Origin of the sequence: Bacillus sp. FS02, assembly GCF_024398395.1 — a bacterium.
Classification (GTDB): domain Bacteria; phylum Bacillota; class Bacilli; order Bacillales; family Bacillaceae; genus Bacillus; species Bacillus altitudinis.
This window is the reverse complement of the sequence record NZ_CP074101.1, coordinates 851,515-869,707: the sequence shown is the minus strand read 5'-3', so window position 1 is coordinate 869,707 and position 18,193 is coordinate 851,515. Positions and strand designations below refer to the sequence as shown.

General features: G+C 40.5%; 14 protein-coding genes and 2 pseudogenes. 12 read left to right on the top strand and 4 right to left on the bottom strand.

The window, feature by feature from the left end:
• Nucleotides 1-54: 54 nt before the first annotated feature.
• The 5 genes from KFQ09_RS04455 to KFQ09_RS04435 all read left to right on the top strand — a co-directional run bounded on the left by KFQ09_RS04455 (nucleotide 55) and on the right by KFQ09_RS04435 (nucleotide 4,812).
• The gene (locus KFQ09_RS04455) at nucleotides 55-1,005 is read left to right on the top strand and encodes an ABC transporter permease (RefSeq protein WP_017366964.1); all 951 of its coding nucleotides are present in this window, start codon (nucleotides 55-57) and stop codon (nucleotides 1,003-1,005) included.
• On the top strand, nucleotides 998-1,948 hold the full coding sequence (locus tag KFQ09_RS04450; RefSeq protein WP_008348643.1) for an iron chelate uptake ABC transporter family permease subunit: 951 nt from the start codon (nucleotides 998-1,000) through the stop codon (nucleotides 1,946-1,948). Before KFQ09_RS04455 ends, KFQ09_RS04450 begins: the two co-directional genes overlap by 8 nt.
• A complete protein-coding gene (locus KFQ09_RS04445) occupies nucleotides 1,939-2,697 on the top strand; it encodes an iron ABC transporter ATP-binding protein (protein WP_056705126.1) in 759 nt (252 codons plus the stop codon). Before KFQ09_RS04450 ends, KFQ09_RS04445 begins: the two co-directional genes overlap by 10 nt.
• Nucleotides 2,698-2,719: 22 nt before the next feature.
• Entirely contained in the window at nucleotides 2,720-3,664 is a 945-nt protein-coding gene (locus tag KFQ09_RS04440; RefSeq protein ID WP_129548218.1) for a siderophore ABC transporter substrate-binding protein, read from the top strand.
• A gap of 191 nt (nucleotides 3,665-3,855) precedes the next feature.
• The gene (locus KFQ09_RS04435; RefSeq protein WP_048001719.1) at nucleotides 3,856-4,812 is read left to right on the top strand and encodes an LCP family protein; all 957 of its coding nucleotides are present in this window, start codon (nucleotides 3,856-3,858) and stop codon (nucleotides 4,810-4,812) included.
• A 34-nt stretch (nucleotides 4,813-4,846) separates the two neighbouring features.
• Here KFQ09_RS04435 and KFQ09_RS04430 read toward each other — a convergent pair whose 3' ends face one another.
• Entirely contained in the window at nucleotides 4,847-5,281 is a 435-nt protein-coding gene (locus tag KFQ09_RS04430; RefSeq protein ID WP_057079729.1) for a hypothetical protein, read from the bottom strand.
• 86 nt (nucleotides 5,282-5,367) lie between these two features.
• Nucleotides 5,368-5,730 carry a YhjD family protein gene (locus tag KFQ09_RS04425; RefSeq protein WP_017360224.1) on the bottom strand — a complete coding sequence of 121 codons (363 nt, stop codon included), beginning with the start codon at nucleotides 5,728-5,730 and terminating at the stop codon, nucleotides 5,368-5,370.
• Between the two features lie 159 nt (nucleotides 5,731-5,889).
• On the opposite strand from KFQ09_RS04425, the gene KFQ09_RS04420 reads away from it, so the two are divergent.
• Both KFQ09_RS04420 and lepB read left to right on the top strand, forming a co-directional pair.
• Nucleotides 5,890-6,507: a TVP38/TMEM64 family protein gene (locus tag KFQ09_RS04420; RefSeq protein ID WP_017366969.1), complete on the top strand. Its 618-nt coding sequence runs from the start codon at nucleotides 5,890-5,892 to the stop codon at nucleotides 6,505-6,507.
• Nucleotides 6,507-7,019, top strand: a complete 513-nt coding sequence (lepB, locus tag KFQ09_RS04415; RefSeq protein WP_008348631.1) for a signal peptidase I — start codon at nucleotides 6,507-6,509, stop codon at nucleotides 7,017-7,019. The genes KFQ09_RS04420 and lepB overlap by 1 nt, the downstream gene beginning before the upstream one ends.
• 35 nt (nucleotides 7,020-7,054) lie before the next feature.
• Here the strand turns inward: lepB and KFQ09_RS04410 are convergent.
• A pseudogene (locus KFQ09_RS04410) lies at nucleotides 7,055-8,196 on the bottom strand (AbrB family transcriptional regulator).
• Nucleotides 8,197-8,470: 274 nt separating this feature from the next.
• Between KFQ09_RS04410 and KFQ09_RS04405 the strand changes: the two are divergent.
• The 3 genes from KFQ09_RS04405 to KFQ09_RS04395 are packed head-to-tail and all read left to right on the top strand — an operon-like array spanning nucleotide 8,471 to nucleotide 10,193.
• Nucleotides 8,471-8,893 (top strand): BlaI/MecI/CopY family transcriptional regulator, encoded by a 423-nt coding sequence (locus tag KFQ09_RS04405; protein WP_136944466.1) that lies wholly within the window; start codon nucleotides 8,471-8,473, stop codon nucleotides 8,891-8,893.
• Entirely contained in the window at nucleotides 8,886-9,725 is an 840-nt protein-coding gene (locus KFQ09_RS04400) for a M56 family metallopeptidase (protein WP_035700187.1), read from the top strand. The genes KFQ09_RS04405 and KFQ09_RS04400 overlap by 8 nt, the downstream gene beginning before the upstream one ends.
• 57 nt (nucleotides 9,726-9,782) lie before the next feature.
• Nucleotides 9,783-10,193 (top strand): DoxX family protein, encoded by a 411-nt coding sequence (locus KFQ09_RS04395; RefSeq protein ID WP_008348626.1) that lies wholly within the window; start codon nucleotides 9,783-9,785, stop codon nucleotides 10,191-10,193.
• Between the two features lie 190 nt (nucleotides 10,194-10,383).
• Here KFQ09_RS04395 and KFQ09_RS04390 read toward each other — a convergent pair.
• Nucleotides 10,384-10,831, bottom strand: a pseudogene (locus KFQ09_RS04390) (ferritin-like domain-containing protein).
• A 166-nt stretch (nucleotides 10,832-10,997) separates the two neighbouring features.
• Between KFQ09_RS04390 and addB the strand changes: the two are divergent.
• Both addB and addA read left to right on the top strand, forming a co-directional pair.
• Nucleotides 10,998-14,507, top strand: coding sequence for a helicase-exonuclease AddAB subunit AddB (gene addB, locus KFQ09_RS04385; protein WP_255836053.1), 3,510 nt, complete (start codon nucleotides 10,998-11,000; stop codon nucleotides 14,505-14,507).
• Nucleotides 14,485-18,189 carry a helicase-exonuclease AddAB subunit AddA gene (gene addA, locus KFQ09_RS04380; protein WP_255836052.1) on the top strand — a complete coding sequence of 1,235 codons (3,705 nt, stop codon included), beginning with the start codon at nucleotides 14,485-14,487 and terminating at the stop codon, nucleotides 18,187-18,189. The genes addB and addA overlap by 23 nt, the downstream gene beginning before the upstream one ends.
• The last annotated feature ends 4 nt before the right edge of the window (nucleotides 18,190-18,193 follow it).

Genomic DNA, 18,193 nt, shown 5'->3' with positions numbered 1-18,193 from the left:
TTGATAATGATAATCATTTGTGGCAGAGAGCTTGATAGAAAGTGTGAACCCTGTATGAAGTTGTACCAATTAAGTTTGTTGTTTGTGTGTTTGGCATGTGCGTCGCTGTTTGTCGGAGTACAGGACCTGTCTCTTTTACAGTTGTTTCATCTATCAGATGAACAAATGAACACCTTATTTTCAAGTCGCATCCCGCGGCTGATGAGTATTGTGCTTGCTGGCATGAGCCTGAGCTTATGCGGTTTTATCATGCAAAGCATGACGAGAAATAAATTTGTCTCTCCAACGACTGCAGGAACAATGGATTGGGCCAAGCTGGGTATTTTAACCGCTATGCTTGTTTTTACACAGGCAAGCCCGCTGATGAAAATGGCGATTGCGTTTTTATTTACGTTAGCTGGCAATCTATTATTCTTAAAAATTCTACGCCATATTAAGGTGAACGATACGATCTACGTACCGTTAGTCGGCTTAATGTTTGGCGGAATTGTTAGTTCAATTTCCACGTTTATAGCCTATAAATATGATTTGATCCAAAACGTATCCGCATGGCTGCAAGGGGATTTTTCTCTTATTGTTCAGGGGCGTTATGAACTGCTCTATGTGAGTGTTCCTCTATTGATCATCGCGTATTTATATGCTGACCGCTTTACAGTGGCTGGTATGGGTGAGAGCTTTGCCGTCAATTTAGGTTTAACGTATAAACGTGTCATGGCAGTTGGTTTGGTGATTGTTTCGATGATTACTTCTGTAACGATTTTGACTGTTGGCATGCTACCTTTCCTCGGCTTAATCATTCCGAATATTGTATCGATCTACCGAGGGGATCACTTGAAAAAGAGCCTTCCGCATACGGCTTTATTAGGGGCCATTTTTGTGCTCATATGTGACGTGCTCGGACGAGTGATCATTTATCCATATGAAATATCTGTCGGGCTTATGGTCGGCATCATTGGAAGTGCGATCTTCCTGTACATGTTATTAAGGAGGAAGCGCTATGCATAAGAAACGAACATTATTTCTCATTGCAGCCATTGCAGTCGTATTCGTTGTCATCTTCGTCACCTTTCAAATGGGGTACTGGGAGTACACAGTGCCGAGCCGTTTAAAAAAGGTGCTTGCCATGACTTTGACAGGAGGCGCGATTGCCTTTTCCTCTGTTGTGTTTCAAACATTGACCAATAACCGAATCTTAACGCCAAGCATTTTAGGGTTAGACGCGCTTTACTTGTTTTTGCAAACGGCAATTATTTATCTTTTTGGATCGACCAATTTGATGATCGCGAATAAGAACCTGAATTTCTTTCTCTGCGTTGGATTAATGATTCTGTTTTCTGTGCTGCTCTATACGGTCATGTTCAAGCGCAAAAACAAGCATATTTTCTTACTCCTGCTTGTCGGGATTGTGTTTGGAACATTGTTCAAAAGTCTTTCTTCCTTTATGGAAATGCTCATTGACCCGAATGAATACCAAGTCGTACAGGACAAGTCCTTTGCCAGCTTTAATCACATGAACACAGATATTTTACTCTTCGCTTCTCTTTTATTTGCGGCACTTTGTCTTTATATATGGACCTTCCGCGCGAAATTAGATGTCATGTCGTTAGGAAAGGAACAGGCTGTGAATCTCGGGATTGACTATGACAGGATCACAAAAAAGATGCTGATCGTCATTGCCGTCCTTGTTTCTATTGCGACGGCCCTCGTCGGCCCGATTACGTTTCTTGGCTTACTCGTTGTAAATGTGGCAAGAGAGCTGTTTCGTACATATCGGCACACGTACTTGCTATTAGGCTCGTTTTTCATTAGTGTCATTGCGCTTGTAGGCGGGGAATTTCTTGTGGAAAAGGTATTTACGTTTCAAACACCGCTTAGTGTGCTAATTGATTTAGTCGGCGGACTGTATTTTATTTATCTACTTTTAAAGGAGAGTCGTTCATGGTCGTGATGAAGGGAGTCAGTAAGACATATAACGGAAATACAGTGCTTCACGAAACAACTGTCAGTGTAAAAAAAGGACAGCTGACTTCTCTCATTGGTCCAAATGGCGCAGGCAAAAGTACGCTTTTGTCCATCATGAGCCGCCTGATTCAACCTGATACTGGGGAAGCTTATTTAGAGGACAAACCTTATCGTGCCTACTCTCCTCAGGAGCTTGCGAAAAAAATGAGCATCTTGAAGCAGTCGAACCACATGAGTGTGCGCCTGACCGTTCGTGAGCTTGTCAGCTTTGGCCGCTTTCCTTACTCTCAAGGCCGCTTGACAAAAGAAGATGAGAACATGATTGATGTGTCGCTTCAATACATGAGACTCGTCGAAATCCAGCATCAATATTTAGATGAACTAAGCGGCGGACAAAGGCAGAGAGCCTTTATTGCCATGGTGCTGGCTCAGGATACGGATTATATTTTCTTAGATGAGCCTTTAAATAATTTAGATATGAACCATTCAGTTGAAATGATGAAGCTGTTTCAGCAGCTCGTGAAAGATCTTGGAAAAACGATTGTTGTTGTTCTCCATGATATTAACTTTGCATCTGTCTATTCAGATCACATCGTCGCCTTAAAAGAGGGTCAGGTAATCAAAGAAGGAAGCGTTGATGAAGTGATTCAAACAGAAGCACTTGAACACATTTATGACATGCGCATACCGATCGAAGTCATTCGTGGTGAGCGTATTTGCTTATATTTTTCTTGAAAAAATGAAGAGGTGATCAATCATGAAAAAATGGATTTGGATGATAACAGTATTAACAGCGATTGCTGTCCTTGCTGCCTGTGGTAACCAAGGAAAAACAGCGGGAACGAATGAGGAAACCGTAACAGTAAAGGATATGTTGAATAAAGACGGTGTGAAGGTCAAGAAAAACCCGAAAAAAGTCGTCGTCTTTGATATGGGAAGTCTCGATACACTTGATAAACTTGGTGTCAACGTGACAGCCTTACCAAAACAAGTGATTCCTCACTATTTATCTAAATATGAAAGTGACAAATATGAGAATGTCGGCGGCTTAAAAGAGCCAGACTTTGAGAAAATTGCAGAAATCAAGCCTGACTTGATCATTATTCAGCACCGTCAAGCAGATGCATTTGATGAATTTTCTAAAATTGCTCCGACGATTTATATGGATGTAGATAACGCTAACTATATGGAATCATTTAAAAAGAATGCTGAAACATTAGGAAAGATTTTTGATAAGGAAGACCAAGTCAAAAAAGAACTTTCTGCTATTGATCAAAAAGTAGATGCATTAAAGAAACAAGCAAAAGAGTTAAAGAAAAATGGTCTCGTCATCATGGCGAACGACAGCAAAATGACGGCATTTGGTCCTAAGTCAAGATATGGTCTGATCCATGATGTATTTGGCATCACACCAGCAGATCAAAAGCTAGAGCCATCTGATAAACATGGACAAAGCATTTCGTATGAGTATATGGTCAAAACGAACCCAGATTACTTATTTGTCGTGGATCGCGGCGCGGCAATTGGAGAAGAAACGTCTGCGAAACAGCTTGTTGAAAATGATTATGTGAAATCAGTCAACGCAGTGAAAAACAATCATGTGGTGTATTTAAACTCTGACATGTGGTATTTAGCAGGCGGCGGCCTTGAATCATTGAATGCGATGATTGATGAAGTGAAAAAAGGAATTGAACAAAAGTAATGGATGAAAAGAAGACAAAGAGCTAAAAATAAGCTCATTTTAGCTCTTTGTCACAATCAGAAGCTGCTCATTTTGAGCAGCTTTTTTATTGTGGATACATAAAAATATGTTGCGTGCAGGAAACTTTCATCAAAATATGTTATAGTGGAACCTACATTGTGAGACTAAGATAGAGTGAGGGTTCGGAAAGGATGAAGGAGAAAACAAGATCAAAAAGAAGGCTAAGACCTTGGGTGAAAGTCGTGCTGTTTATCATGGCATTTGTCATGATCATGGCAGTATCTGTCACAGGATACGCATACTATAAAATTTCAAAAGCGTCGAATAAAGCGCAAGTATCTTTAGAAAGAGGAGAGACTTCGCAAAAGCGTGTGAAAGCTTTTGATCCAGGAAAGGATAGCTTTTCGGTGCTGCTCTTAGGGATTGACAGCCGTCCAGGTGAAACGGTAGACGAAGCAAGAAGTGATGCGGTCTTACTGGCGACGGTGAATCGAACAGACAAAACGATCAAGCTCCTAAGTATTCCTCGTGATTCTTATGTTGATATACCGGGGAGAGGATATGATAAAATTGCTCACGCCCATGCGTTTGGGAGTGCAGATTTATCAGTCAAAACGGTAGAGAATTTGTTAAACATCCCGGTAGACTATGTGATTGCAGGAAACTTTAAGGCGTTTCAAGACATTGTCGATGAGCTAAATGGAATTGACGTATCGATTGAAGATGAAGGCATTGCAAAACAAATGGAAAAGGATTCAAAAGGAAAAGTTCATGTGGAAACAGGCACGCATACGCTCAGTGGTGAAGAAGCATTAGCGTTTGTGAGAACGAGAAAGGCAGATAGTGATCTCATGCGCGGAAAGCGCCAAATGGAAGCACTTCAAGCCATCTTTGAAAAATCCAAATCCATTTCTTCCATACCGTCTTATGACAACATCATTGATACACTTGGGGATAACGTCTCCACCAATTTATCCATGAAACAGTTGATCGGTCTATTCCCGTTACTGAGTTCATTAAAATCAGTGGATACCATCCAGTTAAAAGGGCACGATTACCAGCCTGGGAATGTGTATTACTTTGAGTTAGATGGACCAGGATTAGAAGAAGTGAGACAAGAGCTGAGAAAACAGCTCGAATTATCATAATGGAGAAAGAGCCTGCCACAGTGGCAGGCTTTTTTTAATAATAGAGGGTTGCAGGCATCGTTGGGTACCACACACCATTTAAAGCAAGCGCCCAGCCATACACCTTTTGACCTGATTCAATCTTGTCCTTTACCGAAGTGAGCGCTTCGTATGAAAAGACTTGATAAGACTGTCCGGTTTTTTTAGCGACAATGACCGATAGAATATTGTCATTGAATACACTTGGCTCTTCGTCCGTACTCGTCCAAGCAATTCGATTATAGTAATTCATGTTGAAAGGATTTTCGAGTGCTTTCACTTCAAACTTCACTCGTTTTCCAACGATAGAAACCGTTGTATAGGCTACACTTGTTATTTGTGCAGATGCTGCTGGGCCTTGTTTTCCTGTTTGCAGTGGTTCTAATGCTGACACTGTGCTTGGCACAAGCAATCCTGCTGCTAAGGTGAGTGCTGTTATTTTTTTGAACATGAGTTTGGAACCTCCTAATTTTTGGTATAATAATCAATTCGCCAAAAAGTGAAGAGTTCCTTCTATAAATGTAAAATATAACCAAATTATTTTCCTGAATGGAGAAAATAATGGGTGAGCATTTCTTCTACACGATGACGTATACGGGGATTAAAATATTTATGCTTTTCTTCATAGCCATTGATCAGAAATAAATATGTCGTAAATCCTTCATCGTGTTCAATTTGCTGTACGTTCATTTTTTCTTTACGTAACTGTTGTTTCAGTTGATAAAGGGCTTTTTGTGCTTCTTTTAATGAAGAGGTGACTAGCTGAATATATGGTTCATTTAGTTTGAATGTTTGATGTTTTTTAAGGTACGTCAAATCACGATTGAGGATGGAGATGACCATTGGAAGAAAGATGGCTTGTTCCATCATCTGAAGTTGTACGCTTGATAATCTCGTCATGTCCATGCCTGCTTTCTTTATATATAGAACATTTGTTCTTATTTATTATATCGGATGAGTTAAAAAATCTCAAGGGGGGGCTGAGAGGGATTCATTTGTATATTTTTATGTTTTCCATGTAAAATGAAAGATAGACAAACCTTGAAGGAGTCAAACAAGTTGCCATTATTTCTTTCTATATTTACTCATGAAAATATCACATCATTTTTTGAAAGCTACAAGGCTTTTGGACCCATTGTGGCTATATTACTCCCTTTAATAGAAGCATTTCTACCGTTTTTACCTCTCGTGGCATTTGCGGTGGCCAATGCAAATGCTTTTGGGCTATGGGAAGGCTTTTTATTGACCTGGATTGGTGCAAGTGCAGGGTCTATCCTTGTCTTTTTACTGATCAGAAAATTTGGACAGATGAGGATGTTGAACTTTATTAGCAGACACCCTTCTATTCAAAAGCTAATGCTTTGGGTTGAAAAGCGGGGATTTGGTCCGTTGTTTATTTTACTCTGCTTTCCTTTTACACCGTCTGCTGCCGTTAATGTCGTAGCAGGTCTATCAAGAATCAGCGTCTGGCAGTTCTCATTAGCCGCTTTATCAGGGAAGTGTGTCATGCTCTTTATTATTAGTTTTATCGGCTATGACATTTCAGCTTTAGTAAAGAATCCGTTAAGAAGTGTTTTTGCGGTTCTAGTCATTGCTTTATTATGGTATGTTGGAAAGAGAGTAGAAAATAGGTTGAATATTCGGATGAGTCAGCGTGAGGACAAAGGAGGCTCTTAATGAAAAAGAAGCCATTGCTATGGTTCATGATTATTACATGCATCGTCTTGTTGTTCCAAGTAAAGAATTTCATGTTTGTCACGTACAAAGTAGAAGGGGTTAGTATGGACCCGACATTTACAGATGGAACAGAATTATTAATTAACAAGTTCTCGCCAAAACTCACGAAAATTAGCCGGTTTGACTATGTGTTATTTCATGGCCCTAAAAATCAAATCTTGATCAAACGGGTCATTGGGCTTCCAGGAGAAACAATCAAATATGAAGATGATCAGCTGTTTGTCGATGGTGTAAGATGGAAAGAACCGTATTTAAAAGAGCAGAAAAAACATAAAATGGGCAACGTCCTAACAGGTGATTTTCAGCTGAAAGCCATCACCGGTCGTCAGAACATACAAGACAATCATTACTTCGTGATCGGAGATAATCGAATACATAGCTTTGACAGCCGGCATTTTGGAACGATCTCAAAGGATCAAGTAGTCGGTGTAAAAAGGAATCATGATGAATAAAAAAGAGCCGCTCTGCATAAGTAGAGCGGCTCTTTCTATTTAGCGGCTTTATAATCAGTCTGTCTTTTTGCCCAGACATGATGTAAAAAACGAAAAAACGGTGGCAGCATGGCGATGACCAAAATTATTCTGACGACTTGTACAGCCACAACAAAGGTGGAATCCTCATGAAGTGTAACAGCTGTTGTGGCCATTTCTGCAATACCGCCAGGCGAAAAAGCAAGAATGGCTGTAATGACAGAAATACCTGTTATTTCTGCAATGGCAATTGAACTGAGAACGGTCGCAGCAATCAATCCGGCTGAGCTGACGACTGCCACAATCAAGGTATTTTTTAACCCGACAAACATTTGTTTATTCATTTTTGACCCGATGGTTGCCCCTAGAAATACCTGTGACGCAATGTTTGCTTGGGCTGGCCAGTAAGGAATCAAATCATGACCTGTCAAGGCGCCTGCCCCTACTTGGAGAGCTGCCACACCTAACATACTGCCGATGAGCCAAGGGCGGGAAAGTGAAGACGCACGGCTAGGCGTGACATCAGCCATGCCCCTAAAATGAGTGCAGCAGTCCAAGAAATGTTTGATATTGTGAAAACGCCTGATGAGAAGGCGCTGCCTTGGGCGACTACCACATCTGATTGGCTTTTTGTATTTAAATAAAATACCGTAAATGGAATGGTCAGTACAACCATTAACACACGTATCGTTTGTACGAGACTCACTACAGCTGTATTAGCTCCAACCTCTTGGGCGATGCCCGGCATAGCGGAAAGACCGCCGGGGGCAGTGCCGACAAAGCTGGTCAGCATATCTGTTTTACTCAGCTTCCATAAGACAAACCCGGAGAGCATGGCTAATAAAATAGAAAAGACGAGCATGAAACTCACGGGAAGCCAATTTTCAGCGAAAATGTGAAGGACTTTCATGTTCATTTTTTGTCCTAGTTCGATTCCGAGAATGAATTGACCAAGGAGTAGCCATCTGCTGTGAATACGTAAGGTATTCTTTCCTTTACGCTGAAACAGGGCGGGACGGCGCAGGGCAATAAATGCAGCTGTCATTAATGTGCCAATCATCCAGCCGATAGACATCCCTGTTAGAGACAAAAGGAATCCACCTAAACCGCTTACCGCAATCAAAATGAGATCGGTTCGAAGGCTGTTTCCTTGCTTCATCACGTATAAACCTTCTTCCTGTATATTTGTTCAGTAAGTGAAATGTTGTTATCTTCACTATAATACAAAAGCCTCTATAAATAAAATACGAATTTTTTTAGTATTTTCATAAGATAATCTTATGGATAACTCTGTTAGAAAAAATTGTTTTTGATATAAATGACATATAATTTTTGTCAAAAACAAATACAATATACAACGATTTTCCCCTATTTTTGTTATCGGTTGACTATCATTTTCAATTACACTACAATGCTTAGTGTGAGGTGATGACATGAAAATTCCTTCTTTTAAATATAATGAAAAGGGATTGAACCGCTTTTTCGGTCCTTTAGAAGGAAGGATCATGGAGATCCTTTATCAAGGTGAGGATCTGCCGATTAAAGAGGTACAGCAGAAGCTGTCAGATGAGAAGCCAATTAATTTCAACACGGTCATGACGGTACTCAATCGATTAACCGAAAAAGGAATTGTGGAAAAGAAAACAAAAGGGCGTTCATCTATCTATAACCCTGTTTTAACAAAAGAAGAATTTCTAAATGAGCAAACGAAATGGATTACTCAAGGACTGATGGATGATTTCGGCCCCCTTGCAGTCAATCATATGGTGGACGCAATTGAAAGTGCTGATCCTGAATTACTGAAGGTACTCGAAGCAAGGCTTGCATCCAAAAAAGAGGAGAAACGACATGATTAAAATGAAGTCGAGTCTGCTGTTTTTAGGCGGTATATTGATTGGCTTAGTGATCTTTTACCAGATGGGCTATTATGTACTCTCAAGCTTTTTTGGCTGGAATCAAGCATATAACCTGATCCACGTATGTCAATCTGTTCTCGAATTTTATGGATTCACTCCTTTAAAGTATTTTCTGGATGCGTTCGTCTTGTATACGCTTGGTTTTGCCGTTTTCTATATGACAAAGCAGGTCAGAAAGTATCTTCATTTCAAAAGAAATATGCTGATGGCAGTCGATCAACATTCAACGCAAACTCTATCAGACAAGTATAGAAATGAGATCATTGTGTTTCATTGCCATGAACCGCTTGCTTTCGCAATGGGGATGCTTCGGCCAAAAGTGTATCTCTCAACAGCGCTTATAGACATGCTGGATGAAGGGGAAATCGATGCGGTTGTCTATCACGAATTACATCACAAATACAGCTACGATCCTTTAAAGACTTTCGCTTTCTCTATGCTCACAAAAGTGATTTGGTACATTCCTGTGTTAAAGCATATGAGACAAAGTTACTCCGTTTTTCGTGAAGTCATTGCAGATGACTATGCCATTCAGCAGACAGGGACTGAGCTTGGAGTAGGGCAAGCCCTTTTGAAACTCATTAAAAATAGAACCCAGTTTCAAAAACAAACGAAATTTGCCGTGTCCTTTGGAGACCGAGCATTAAATTTAAGAATCCAAAAAATCTTAAACCCAACATACAACATACCGTTCAATGTACCACTTATCCCAATTGTGACATCAACCATCCTCATGTTGGTCTTAATGATTATGCTCAACTTAAATTACTAATTTTTTTTACGAATGAACATTACATGATGTAGTGTAAAAATGGGAGGAAATCACTATATGAAAACAAATCAAGAAATAGGAACACTTTTTGTACGCGTCATCTTAGGCATTATTTTCTTTTTACATGGACTTCAAGCATATCAAGGTGGACTAGGAGGCACTGCGGCATTTTTTGGTCAAATTGGTGTTCCTGAATTTATGGCCTATATTGTCAAAACAATTGAACTGGTTGGTGGAATTGCCCTGATTCTAGGTTTAGGCACACGTCTTTTCGCAGCTTTATTTGTGCCAATTATGGCTGTAGCCATTATCACAGTTGGTTTTGCAAGAGGATTTGTGGGCGGTTATGAATTTGAACTTTCTTTAATGGTCATGGCGCTTTACTTGACACTTAGTGGCAGCAAGATGCTTTCGATTGATGGATTGTTAAAACAACAGCAACAAAGCAATGAAGCAAAATTTCATTAAATAACAAAAAACTCCTTCTGCGATTTGTAGCAGAGGAGTTTTTTATGGTCAAAAGGTCGTTTTATCATTAAAAAAGGAAAAGCGAAGAGGCGTTTTGATGATGACAGCCCTTTATTTCACATATTGAATGAGCAAAAAAGCAATTTCATTTTTTGACGGAACATACGATCTCCTATTAAAATAGGGGTAACTAAGAAACATGGTGCGTTAAAAGATATAGAAACCAGACAGCATGCTGCTGTTCATCTTGAGCAATACGCTTCATTAATTCCTTTGTTCCTTGATCACGGACATAGTCTGATACCGTTAAGTAAAAATCGACTGTTTTTTGTTCGTCTTTAAAGGCAAATAAGAGACCTTCCCTAAATTGGTCTGGACAAGGCTCTGTTATGCTTGGTTTGTGGTTTTTACCAGTCAAAGAATAGTATAGCTTTGTAAATAGCTGATAATGTCTGACTTCATCCTGACGTATTTCTTGAATGATTTTTTTTCGCTTCAGGATTTTTTGCTTTTTGTGCAAGTTTTTCATAGCATTGGATCGCAGAATATTCGCCATTGATGGCCTTTTCAAGGTCTGCAATGATCCTTGTGTTTTGGCGCATGTCATATGGCGAGTAGTCATAATAACCGTAATACATGATATTGCCAGCCTCCTTTTAGATCATGATGGTTTATGATATGAAAAGAGTCGGGAAAGGTGCCTATTTTCTTTTCAATCGGAGGAGAAAGGGAAGGTGATAGGAAAATAGCTATTTACCTTTATTTTCGCTAGAATATGAGTACATAAGAAAGGTGTTGTGGAACGTGGAGATTCAGTTTTTAGCAGGCAGATCGGGGAGTGGAAAAACGACTGCAATTCTAGAAGAAATCAAAGAACAACTGCGGCTTGATCCGCTGGGTCCGCCAATCATTTTTTTAGTCCCGGATCAAATGACATTTTTAATGGAATATGAGCTTGCAAAAACGTCTGAAGCTGGTGGAATGATCAGGGCCAAAGTCTTTAGTTTTACTCGGCTTGCCTGGTCTATATTACAGCAGACTGGCGGTGCGAACCGTCAATTTGTCACAAGCACAGGGATTCAAATGCTCTTAAGAAAAGTAATAGAAGAACAGAAAGACAAGTTTAAGGTATTCAAAAAGGCGAGTGATAAACCGGGATTTGTTGAGCAAATAGAAAAGACGATGGCTGAATTCAAAAGGTACTGTATGATGCCGGAGGATATTGAAAAAATCTCGGCATCCAGTATGCATTCAGAGTATACAGAAGAAAGACGTGCGGCGGAAAAATTGCATGATCTTCATGTTCTTTATCAGCAGATGGAGCAGCATCTGCAAGATGAGTATGTGCACTCAGAGGATTACTTGACACTTCTGGCTCAGCAAATTCCTTTATCAGAAGAATTGAGAGGGGCACACATTTATATAGATGGTTTTTATCAGTTTACCCCCCAGCAGCTTCTTGTCATTGAACAGCTTTTGCTACATGCCGAAAAAATAACAGCTGCATTCACAGTGGATCGTTCCTATCATGACACGCAGCCAAATGAACTTGATTTATTTCGCATGACAGGTAAGACATATTCCCAGCTTTATCAGCTGGCCAAAGAGTGCGGAGCGGCTATTTCTGAGAACATTTTGGAGAGAAATAAGCGGCATCTTCATACCCCAGATCTAGCTTATTTAGAAAATCAATATGAACAGAGACCTTTGCAGCCGTATCAAGAAGAAACGCCTCACCTTACCGTATCGAAAAGTGCAAATAAACGAGCTGAAATTGAGGGAGTAGCGAGAGATATTCTTGATTTAGTAAGAGGTGAAGGTCTTAGGTTACGAGACATCTCAATTGTTGCAAGACATGTAGACGACTATAAAGATACGTTAAAAGAGGTGTTTCGAGATTACGATATTCCTTTCTTTATTGATGGAAATGAATCGATGCAGTATCATCCGCTCATTGAGTTCATTCGTTCGAGCCTCGATGTCATAAAAGGGAACTGGCGGTATGAGGCGGTGTTTCGCTGTGTGAAAACGGAGTTCTTATTTCCGCTTGAACTCGCCAAAAACAAAGCGAGAGAACAGGCGGATCAGCTTGAAAACTATTGTATTGCTTACGGTGTAAAAGGTGAACGCTGGACGAATGGTTCACGCTTTCATTATCGCCGCTTCCAATCACTAGATGAAGATTTTGGACAAACCGATCAAGAAATAGAAATGGAGCAAATGCTGAATGATGTAAAAGAATGGATTGTTCCGCCTCTCTTTCAATTGCAAAAAAGGTTGAAAAAAGCGCAAAAGCTAAGAGACATGGTGGAGGCAGTGTATGTCTTTCTAGAGGAAGCCCAAGTGCCAGAAAAGCTTGAAAAGGCAAGGCTTGAGGCAGAAGAAGCAGGCAGGTTAGCTGAAGCGATGCAGCATGGGCAAGTATGGGATGCTGTCATTCAATTAATGGATGAATTTGTTGAAATGCTGGGCGAGGAGGAGCTCTCATTTCCATTATTTCAACAGATGATGGATACAGGACTGTCCTCTCTCAAGTTCGCTTTGATTCCCCCTTCACTTGATCAAGTGTTTATCGGAAGTATGGATTTATCCAGAATGTATCAAGTAAAGTGTACGTTTGTCATTGGAGTAAATGATGGAGTTATACCTGCACGGCCCTCTGATGAAAGTGTATTGTCTGAAGACGACCGGGAATGGTTAAAACGGGCAGGAGCAGAGCTGGCAGAGACAGGGAAGGAACGGCTGCTGGATGAACAATTTTTGATATATCAAGCGCTGTCCAGTCCATCGCACTACCTGTATGTATCCTATTCAGCTTCAGATACGGAAGGGCGGTCTCTTTTGCCTTCGACCCTCATCAAGTATTGTGAGGAACTGATGCCAAACCATCAGCAAGCCCTCTATGTGTTAGATCCAGAGCAGTTGGATGATCAGGAGCAATTAAAATTTGTAACAAACGAGCATGTCTCGTTATCCTATACCGTTTCGCAGCTGCAACAATGGCTCAACCAATATCCGATCAGCGGCGTATGGTGGAGTGTATATAATCATTTGATGACCTCTTCCAACCGCGACGTATCAAAAAAAATCATGTCCAGCTTGTTCTTTACAAATAGAGCGACACGTTTAAAGCCGAATGTCACAAAAGAACTTTACGGTGACCATATTCAGGGCAGTGTTTCAAGAATGGAGAAATTCAATGCATGTGCATTTTCTCATTTTGCTTCCCACGGGCTAAAACTAAAAGATCGACAATTTTACAAATTAGAAGCACCTGATATCGGCCAGCTCTTTCACTCAGCTTTAAAACTGATTTCAGATACGCTTGTTGAACAAAAAAAGGATTGGAAAAACTTAACGAAGGAAGATTGTGTGACCTACTCAAGGCATGCAATTGAACAGTTGGCTCCACGTCTGCAAAAAGAAATTTTATTAAGCTCTAATCGGCATGCTTATATAAAAGAAAAGCTTCAAAAAATCCTCATCAGGGTGTCTTCTATATTAAGCGAACATGCAAAAGTGAGCGGATTCTCTCCGGTTGGACTTGAGTTAGGTTTTGGAGGTCAAGGACCTCTGCCGCCGTTTACTTTTCAATTAAAAAACGGCTGCACGATGGAGCTTGTTGGAAGGATTGACCGAGTGGATAAAGCAGAAGGATCAAAAGGACTTCTATTAAGAATTGTCGACTATAAGTCCAGTGAGAAGGGGCTTGATCTAGCAGAAGTTTACTACGGTTTAGCCTTGCAAATGCTCACTTATTTAGACCTGACCATTACGTATTCTAAAGAATGGCTTGGCATGGAAGCGACACCGGCAGGAATTTTATACTTCCATATTCATGACCCGCTGATTCAAGCGCCTATTCCGCTTGGAGAAGATGCAATTGAGCAGGAAATATTGAAGAAATTTAAAATGAAGGGTCTATTGCTCGAAGATGTGGAAGCAGTGAAGTTGATGGATCAAACACTCGAATCAGGAAGATCACAAGTCATCCAAGCTGGTTTGAAAAAGGATGGTTCTTTCCGATCTGACTCTGCGGTATTAAGTGAAGATCATTTTCACATTCTCACAAAACACGTTCGGCGAACCTTTGAAGAGGCAGGAGAAAGAATTACAAGCGGTGAGGTAGAAATAAACCCATATAAATTAAAGGATCAAACCCCTTGCCGCTTTTGCTCCTTTAAGTCTATTTGCCAATTTGATGAATCAATAGAAGATAATGAATTTAGGGTGCTCACCTCTGAGAAGGATGATGTCATGTTAGACCGGATCAAAAAAGAAGGGGATCAGTATGCAAATACCAAAACCGAATAACAGTACTTGGACAGATGACCAATGGAACGCCATCGTTTCAGAAGGACAAGATATTCTTGTTGCTGCGGCGGCAGGGTCAGGGAAAACAGCGGTCTTGGTTGAACGGCTCATTCGAAAAATGACTCGGCCGGAGCAGCCAGTTGATGTGGACAGGCTGCTCGTAGTGACTTTTACCAATGCTTCAGCAGCAGAAATGAAGCACCGGATCACTGAAGCACTTGAAAAAGAACTATCTAAAAACCCTGGTTCCCTTCATATGCGGAGACAGCTGTCACTTATGAATCGTGCCAATATTTCTACCTTGCACTCTTTTTGTTTGCAAGTTCTCCGTACCTTTTATTATGAGATTGACCTTGATCCAGGTTTTCGTTTGGCTGATCAAACAGAAGGAGAATTATTAGGAGATGAAGTGTTAGATGAACTGTTTGAGGATGAGTATAAGGCTGGAAAGCCGTCATTCTTTGAACTCGTTGATCGTTACACATCTGATCGGCATGATTTAGATCTTCAATGGCTTGTCAAAAGAATTTATGAGTTTTCTAGGTCACATCCAGCGCCCGAACAATGGATGCGGGCATTCCTTTCTCTTTATGATGTGGATACACAGACAAAGGTAGAAGAGTTACCCTTTTATCCATATATCAAAGAGGACCTTTCTCTCGTTTTAAGAAGCTGTCAGGAACTGCTGGAACAAGCGCTCACTTTATCAAAAGAGCCGGGCGGTCCAGCACCGAGAGCAGAGAATTTTATAGATGATTTAGAGCAAGTAAATGAATTAATAAGGCATCAAGATGATTTTGGAACACTTTATGAGCTTTTGCCAAACATCAATTTTAAAAGGTTAAAGACTTGCAAAGGGGATGACTATGACCCAGCTCTGTTAGAAAAAGCAACAGATGCACGCAATCAAGCCAAAAAACAATTAGAAAAGCTAAAAGATGAATACTTTATGCGCAGTCCCGATCAGCATTTAAAAAGCTTGGCTGAAATGAAGCCAGTTGTAGAAACACTTGTAGAGCTTGTGATTCAATATGGCGAGCGTTTCGAAAGAGCAAAACAAGAAAAATCAATCGTAGACTTTTCGGATCTAGAACATTATTGTTTGCGCATTTTAGCGAAGCAGGACGCAGAAGGAAATCTCATTGAAACAGAAGCGGCTAAATACTATCAACAGCAATTTGAAGAAGTACTCGTGGATGAATACCAGGATACAAATCTTGTCCAAGAAACGATTTTAAAGCTCGTGTCTAAAGGAAAACATCCTGCCGAAGGCAACCGCTTTATGGTTGGTGATGTGAAGCAGTCCATTTATCGCTTTAGACTTGCAGAGCCGATGCTCTTTTTAAATAAATATAAACAATTCAAAGCAGACAGCAAAGAAACAGGTAAAAGAATTGATCTAAATAAAAACTTCCGCAGCCGGGCTGATGTTTTAGACAGTACCAACTTTCTGTTCAAACAGCTGATGGGAGAAACAGTTGGAGAAATTGAATATGATGAACAAGCTGAATTAAAGCTTGGAGCGAGTTATCCGCAAAGCGAAGACACGACGTCAGAAATGCTTCTTGTTCATTTAGATCAGCACGACACAGAAAACGATGAAGAACGAGAAGAGCTAGAGACGGTACAATTTGAGGCGAGAGTGATTGCGAAGAAAATAAAAGAATTGGTAGAACAGCCTTTTCAAGTGTACGATGCAAAACAGCAGCTGACCCGCAACTTGCAGTATCGAGACATTGTGATCTTGCTTCGCTCAATGCCGTGGGCTCCGCAAATGATGGAAGAGTTGAAGAAGCAGGGAATCCCTGTTTATGCGAATCTTTCCTCAGGTTATTTTGAAGCTACAGAAGTATCTGTCATTCTTTCTTTGTTAAAAGTGATTGATAATCCATATCAAGATATTCCGCTCGCTGCTGTTTTAAGGTCACCTCTTGTTCATTTAGACGAAAATGAGATGGCACTGATTAGAACAAGTGATAAAAAAGGCACTTATTATGACGCTGTGAAGGCATTTATGAGTGTGACACACTCTGATCATCCGACATGCAGAAAGCTGGAGCGTTTCTTCCTTCAATTACGCAAATGGCGTGATTTTTCGATTCAGCATTCGGTAGCAGAACTGATTTGGGAAGTGTACCGAGATACACAATATCTAGATTATGTCGGCGGGATGCCAGGAGGTAAGCAAAGACAGGCAAACCTTCGGGCTTTATATGATCGAGCGAAACAGTATGAAAAGGCTGCATTTAGAGGGCTGTTTCGATTTCTTCGATTTATTGAAAGAATGCAAGAGCGTGGAGATGATCTTGGAGCGGCAAAAACGTTCAGTGAAACAGAGGATGTTGTCCGCATGATGACCATTCATAGCAGTAAAGGACTCGAATTCCCTGTTGTATTTACTGCAGGACTTGGCAGGAACTTTAACATGATGGATTTAAACCAGTCCTATTTGCTCGATAAAGAATTAGGTTTTGGCAGCAAATATATTCATCCTGAGCTGAGAATTAGTTATGCAACCTTACCGCTGATCGCGATGAAAAAAAAGATGAGAAAAGAACTATTATCTGAAGAACTGAGGGTTCTATATGTGGCGCTCACAAGGGCGAAAGAAAAATTATTTTTAGTCGGTTCTGTCAAAAATCAAGTGAAAGCTTTAAGCAAGTGGCAAAATGCCGCAAACGGAGACGACTGGCTCCTCCCTGATTTTGAACGTTATCAAGCGAGAACATACTTAGATTTTATTGGCCCTGCTCTTATCCGTCATCAAGCGATGTCATCTCTTTTAGAAGAATCGAGAGAAGTCGTTCTCTCTCATCCATCATCATTTTCTATCACCTTTCATCAAGCGTCCGATCTTCTAAAAGAAGACATGTTACTTGAAAAACAAAAACAAGACGAAGTGGTACAAGCATTAATGGAAGGGGTGCCTGTTGAAGGATATGGCGATTACGAGGAGGAAGTAAAAGAAAGGCTTTCATGGCGATATCCATATTTAGCGGCCTCCCAAGTAGGGACAAAGCAGTCAGTTTCTGAGATCAAAAGAATGAAAGAAATACAGGATGAATACAGTGTGCCTTCTTCCGTTCGAAAAGCTCGTGCGACATTGTACGAACGACCGGCTTTTATGAAGAAAAAAACACTCACAGCCGCAGAACAAGGGACGGCCATGCATACAGTCATGCAGCATATCCCTCTTCCTTCAAATGAACCATATGATGAATCTCGTGTAGAAGAGCTGCTCCATTCTTTAAAAGAGAAAGACTTACTAACAGATGAACAAATCCAGTCCATCAATCGAGAAGGAATTGTGGCCTTCTTTTCTACTGCTATTGGTCAAAAACTGCGGAAAGCGGACTGGGTGAAACGAGAAGTATCGTTTAGTATGGTTTTACCGGTTAAAGAGGTATACAGCCATATTGATGCAGAAGGTGAACCTGTGCTCATTCAAGGAATGATTGATTGTTTATTTGAAGCAGATGGCAAGCTCTATTTACTTGATTATAAAACAGATCGAGTGACTGGCAGATTCTCAGGTGGCTTAGAGGAAGCTGAAGCGATGTTAAAAAAACGCTATGAAACGCAAATATCGTTGTATACAGCAGCGGTAGAGCGTTTAACAAACAGAACATTAGAGGAGAAAATCCTTTATTTCTTTGATGGAAATCTAGAAATTTCTTTATAGGTGG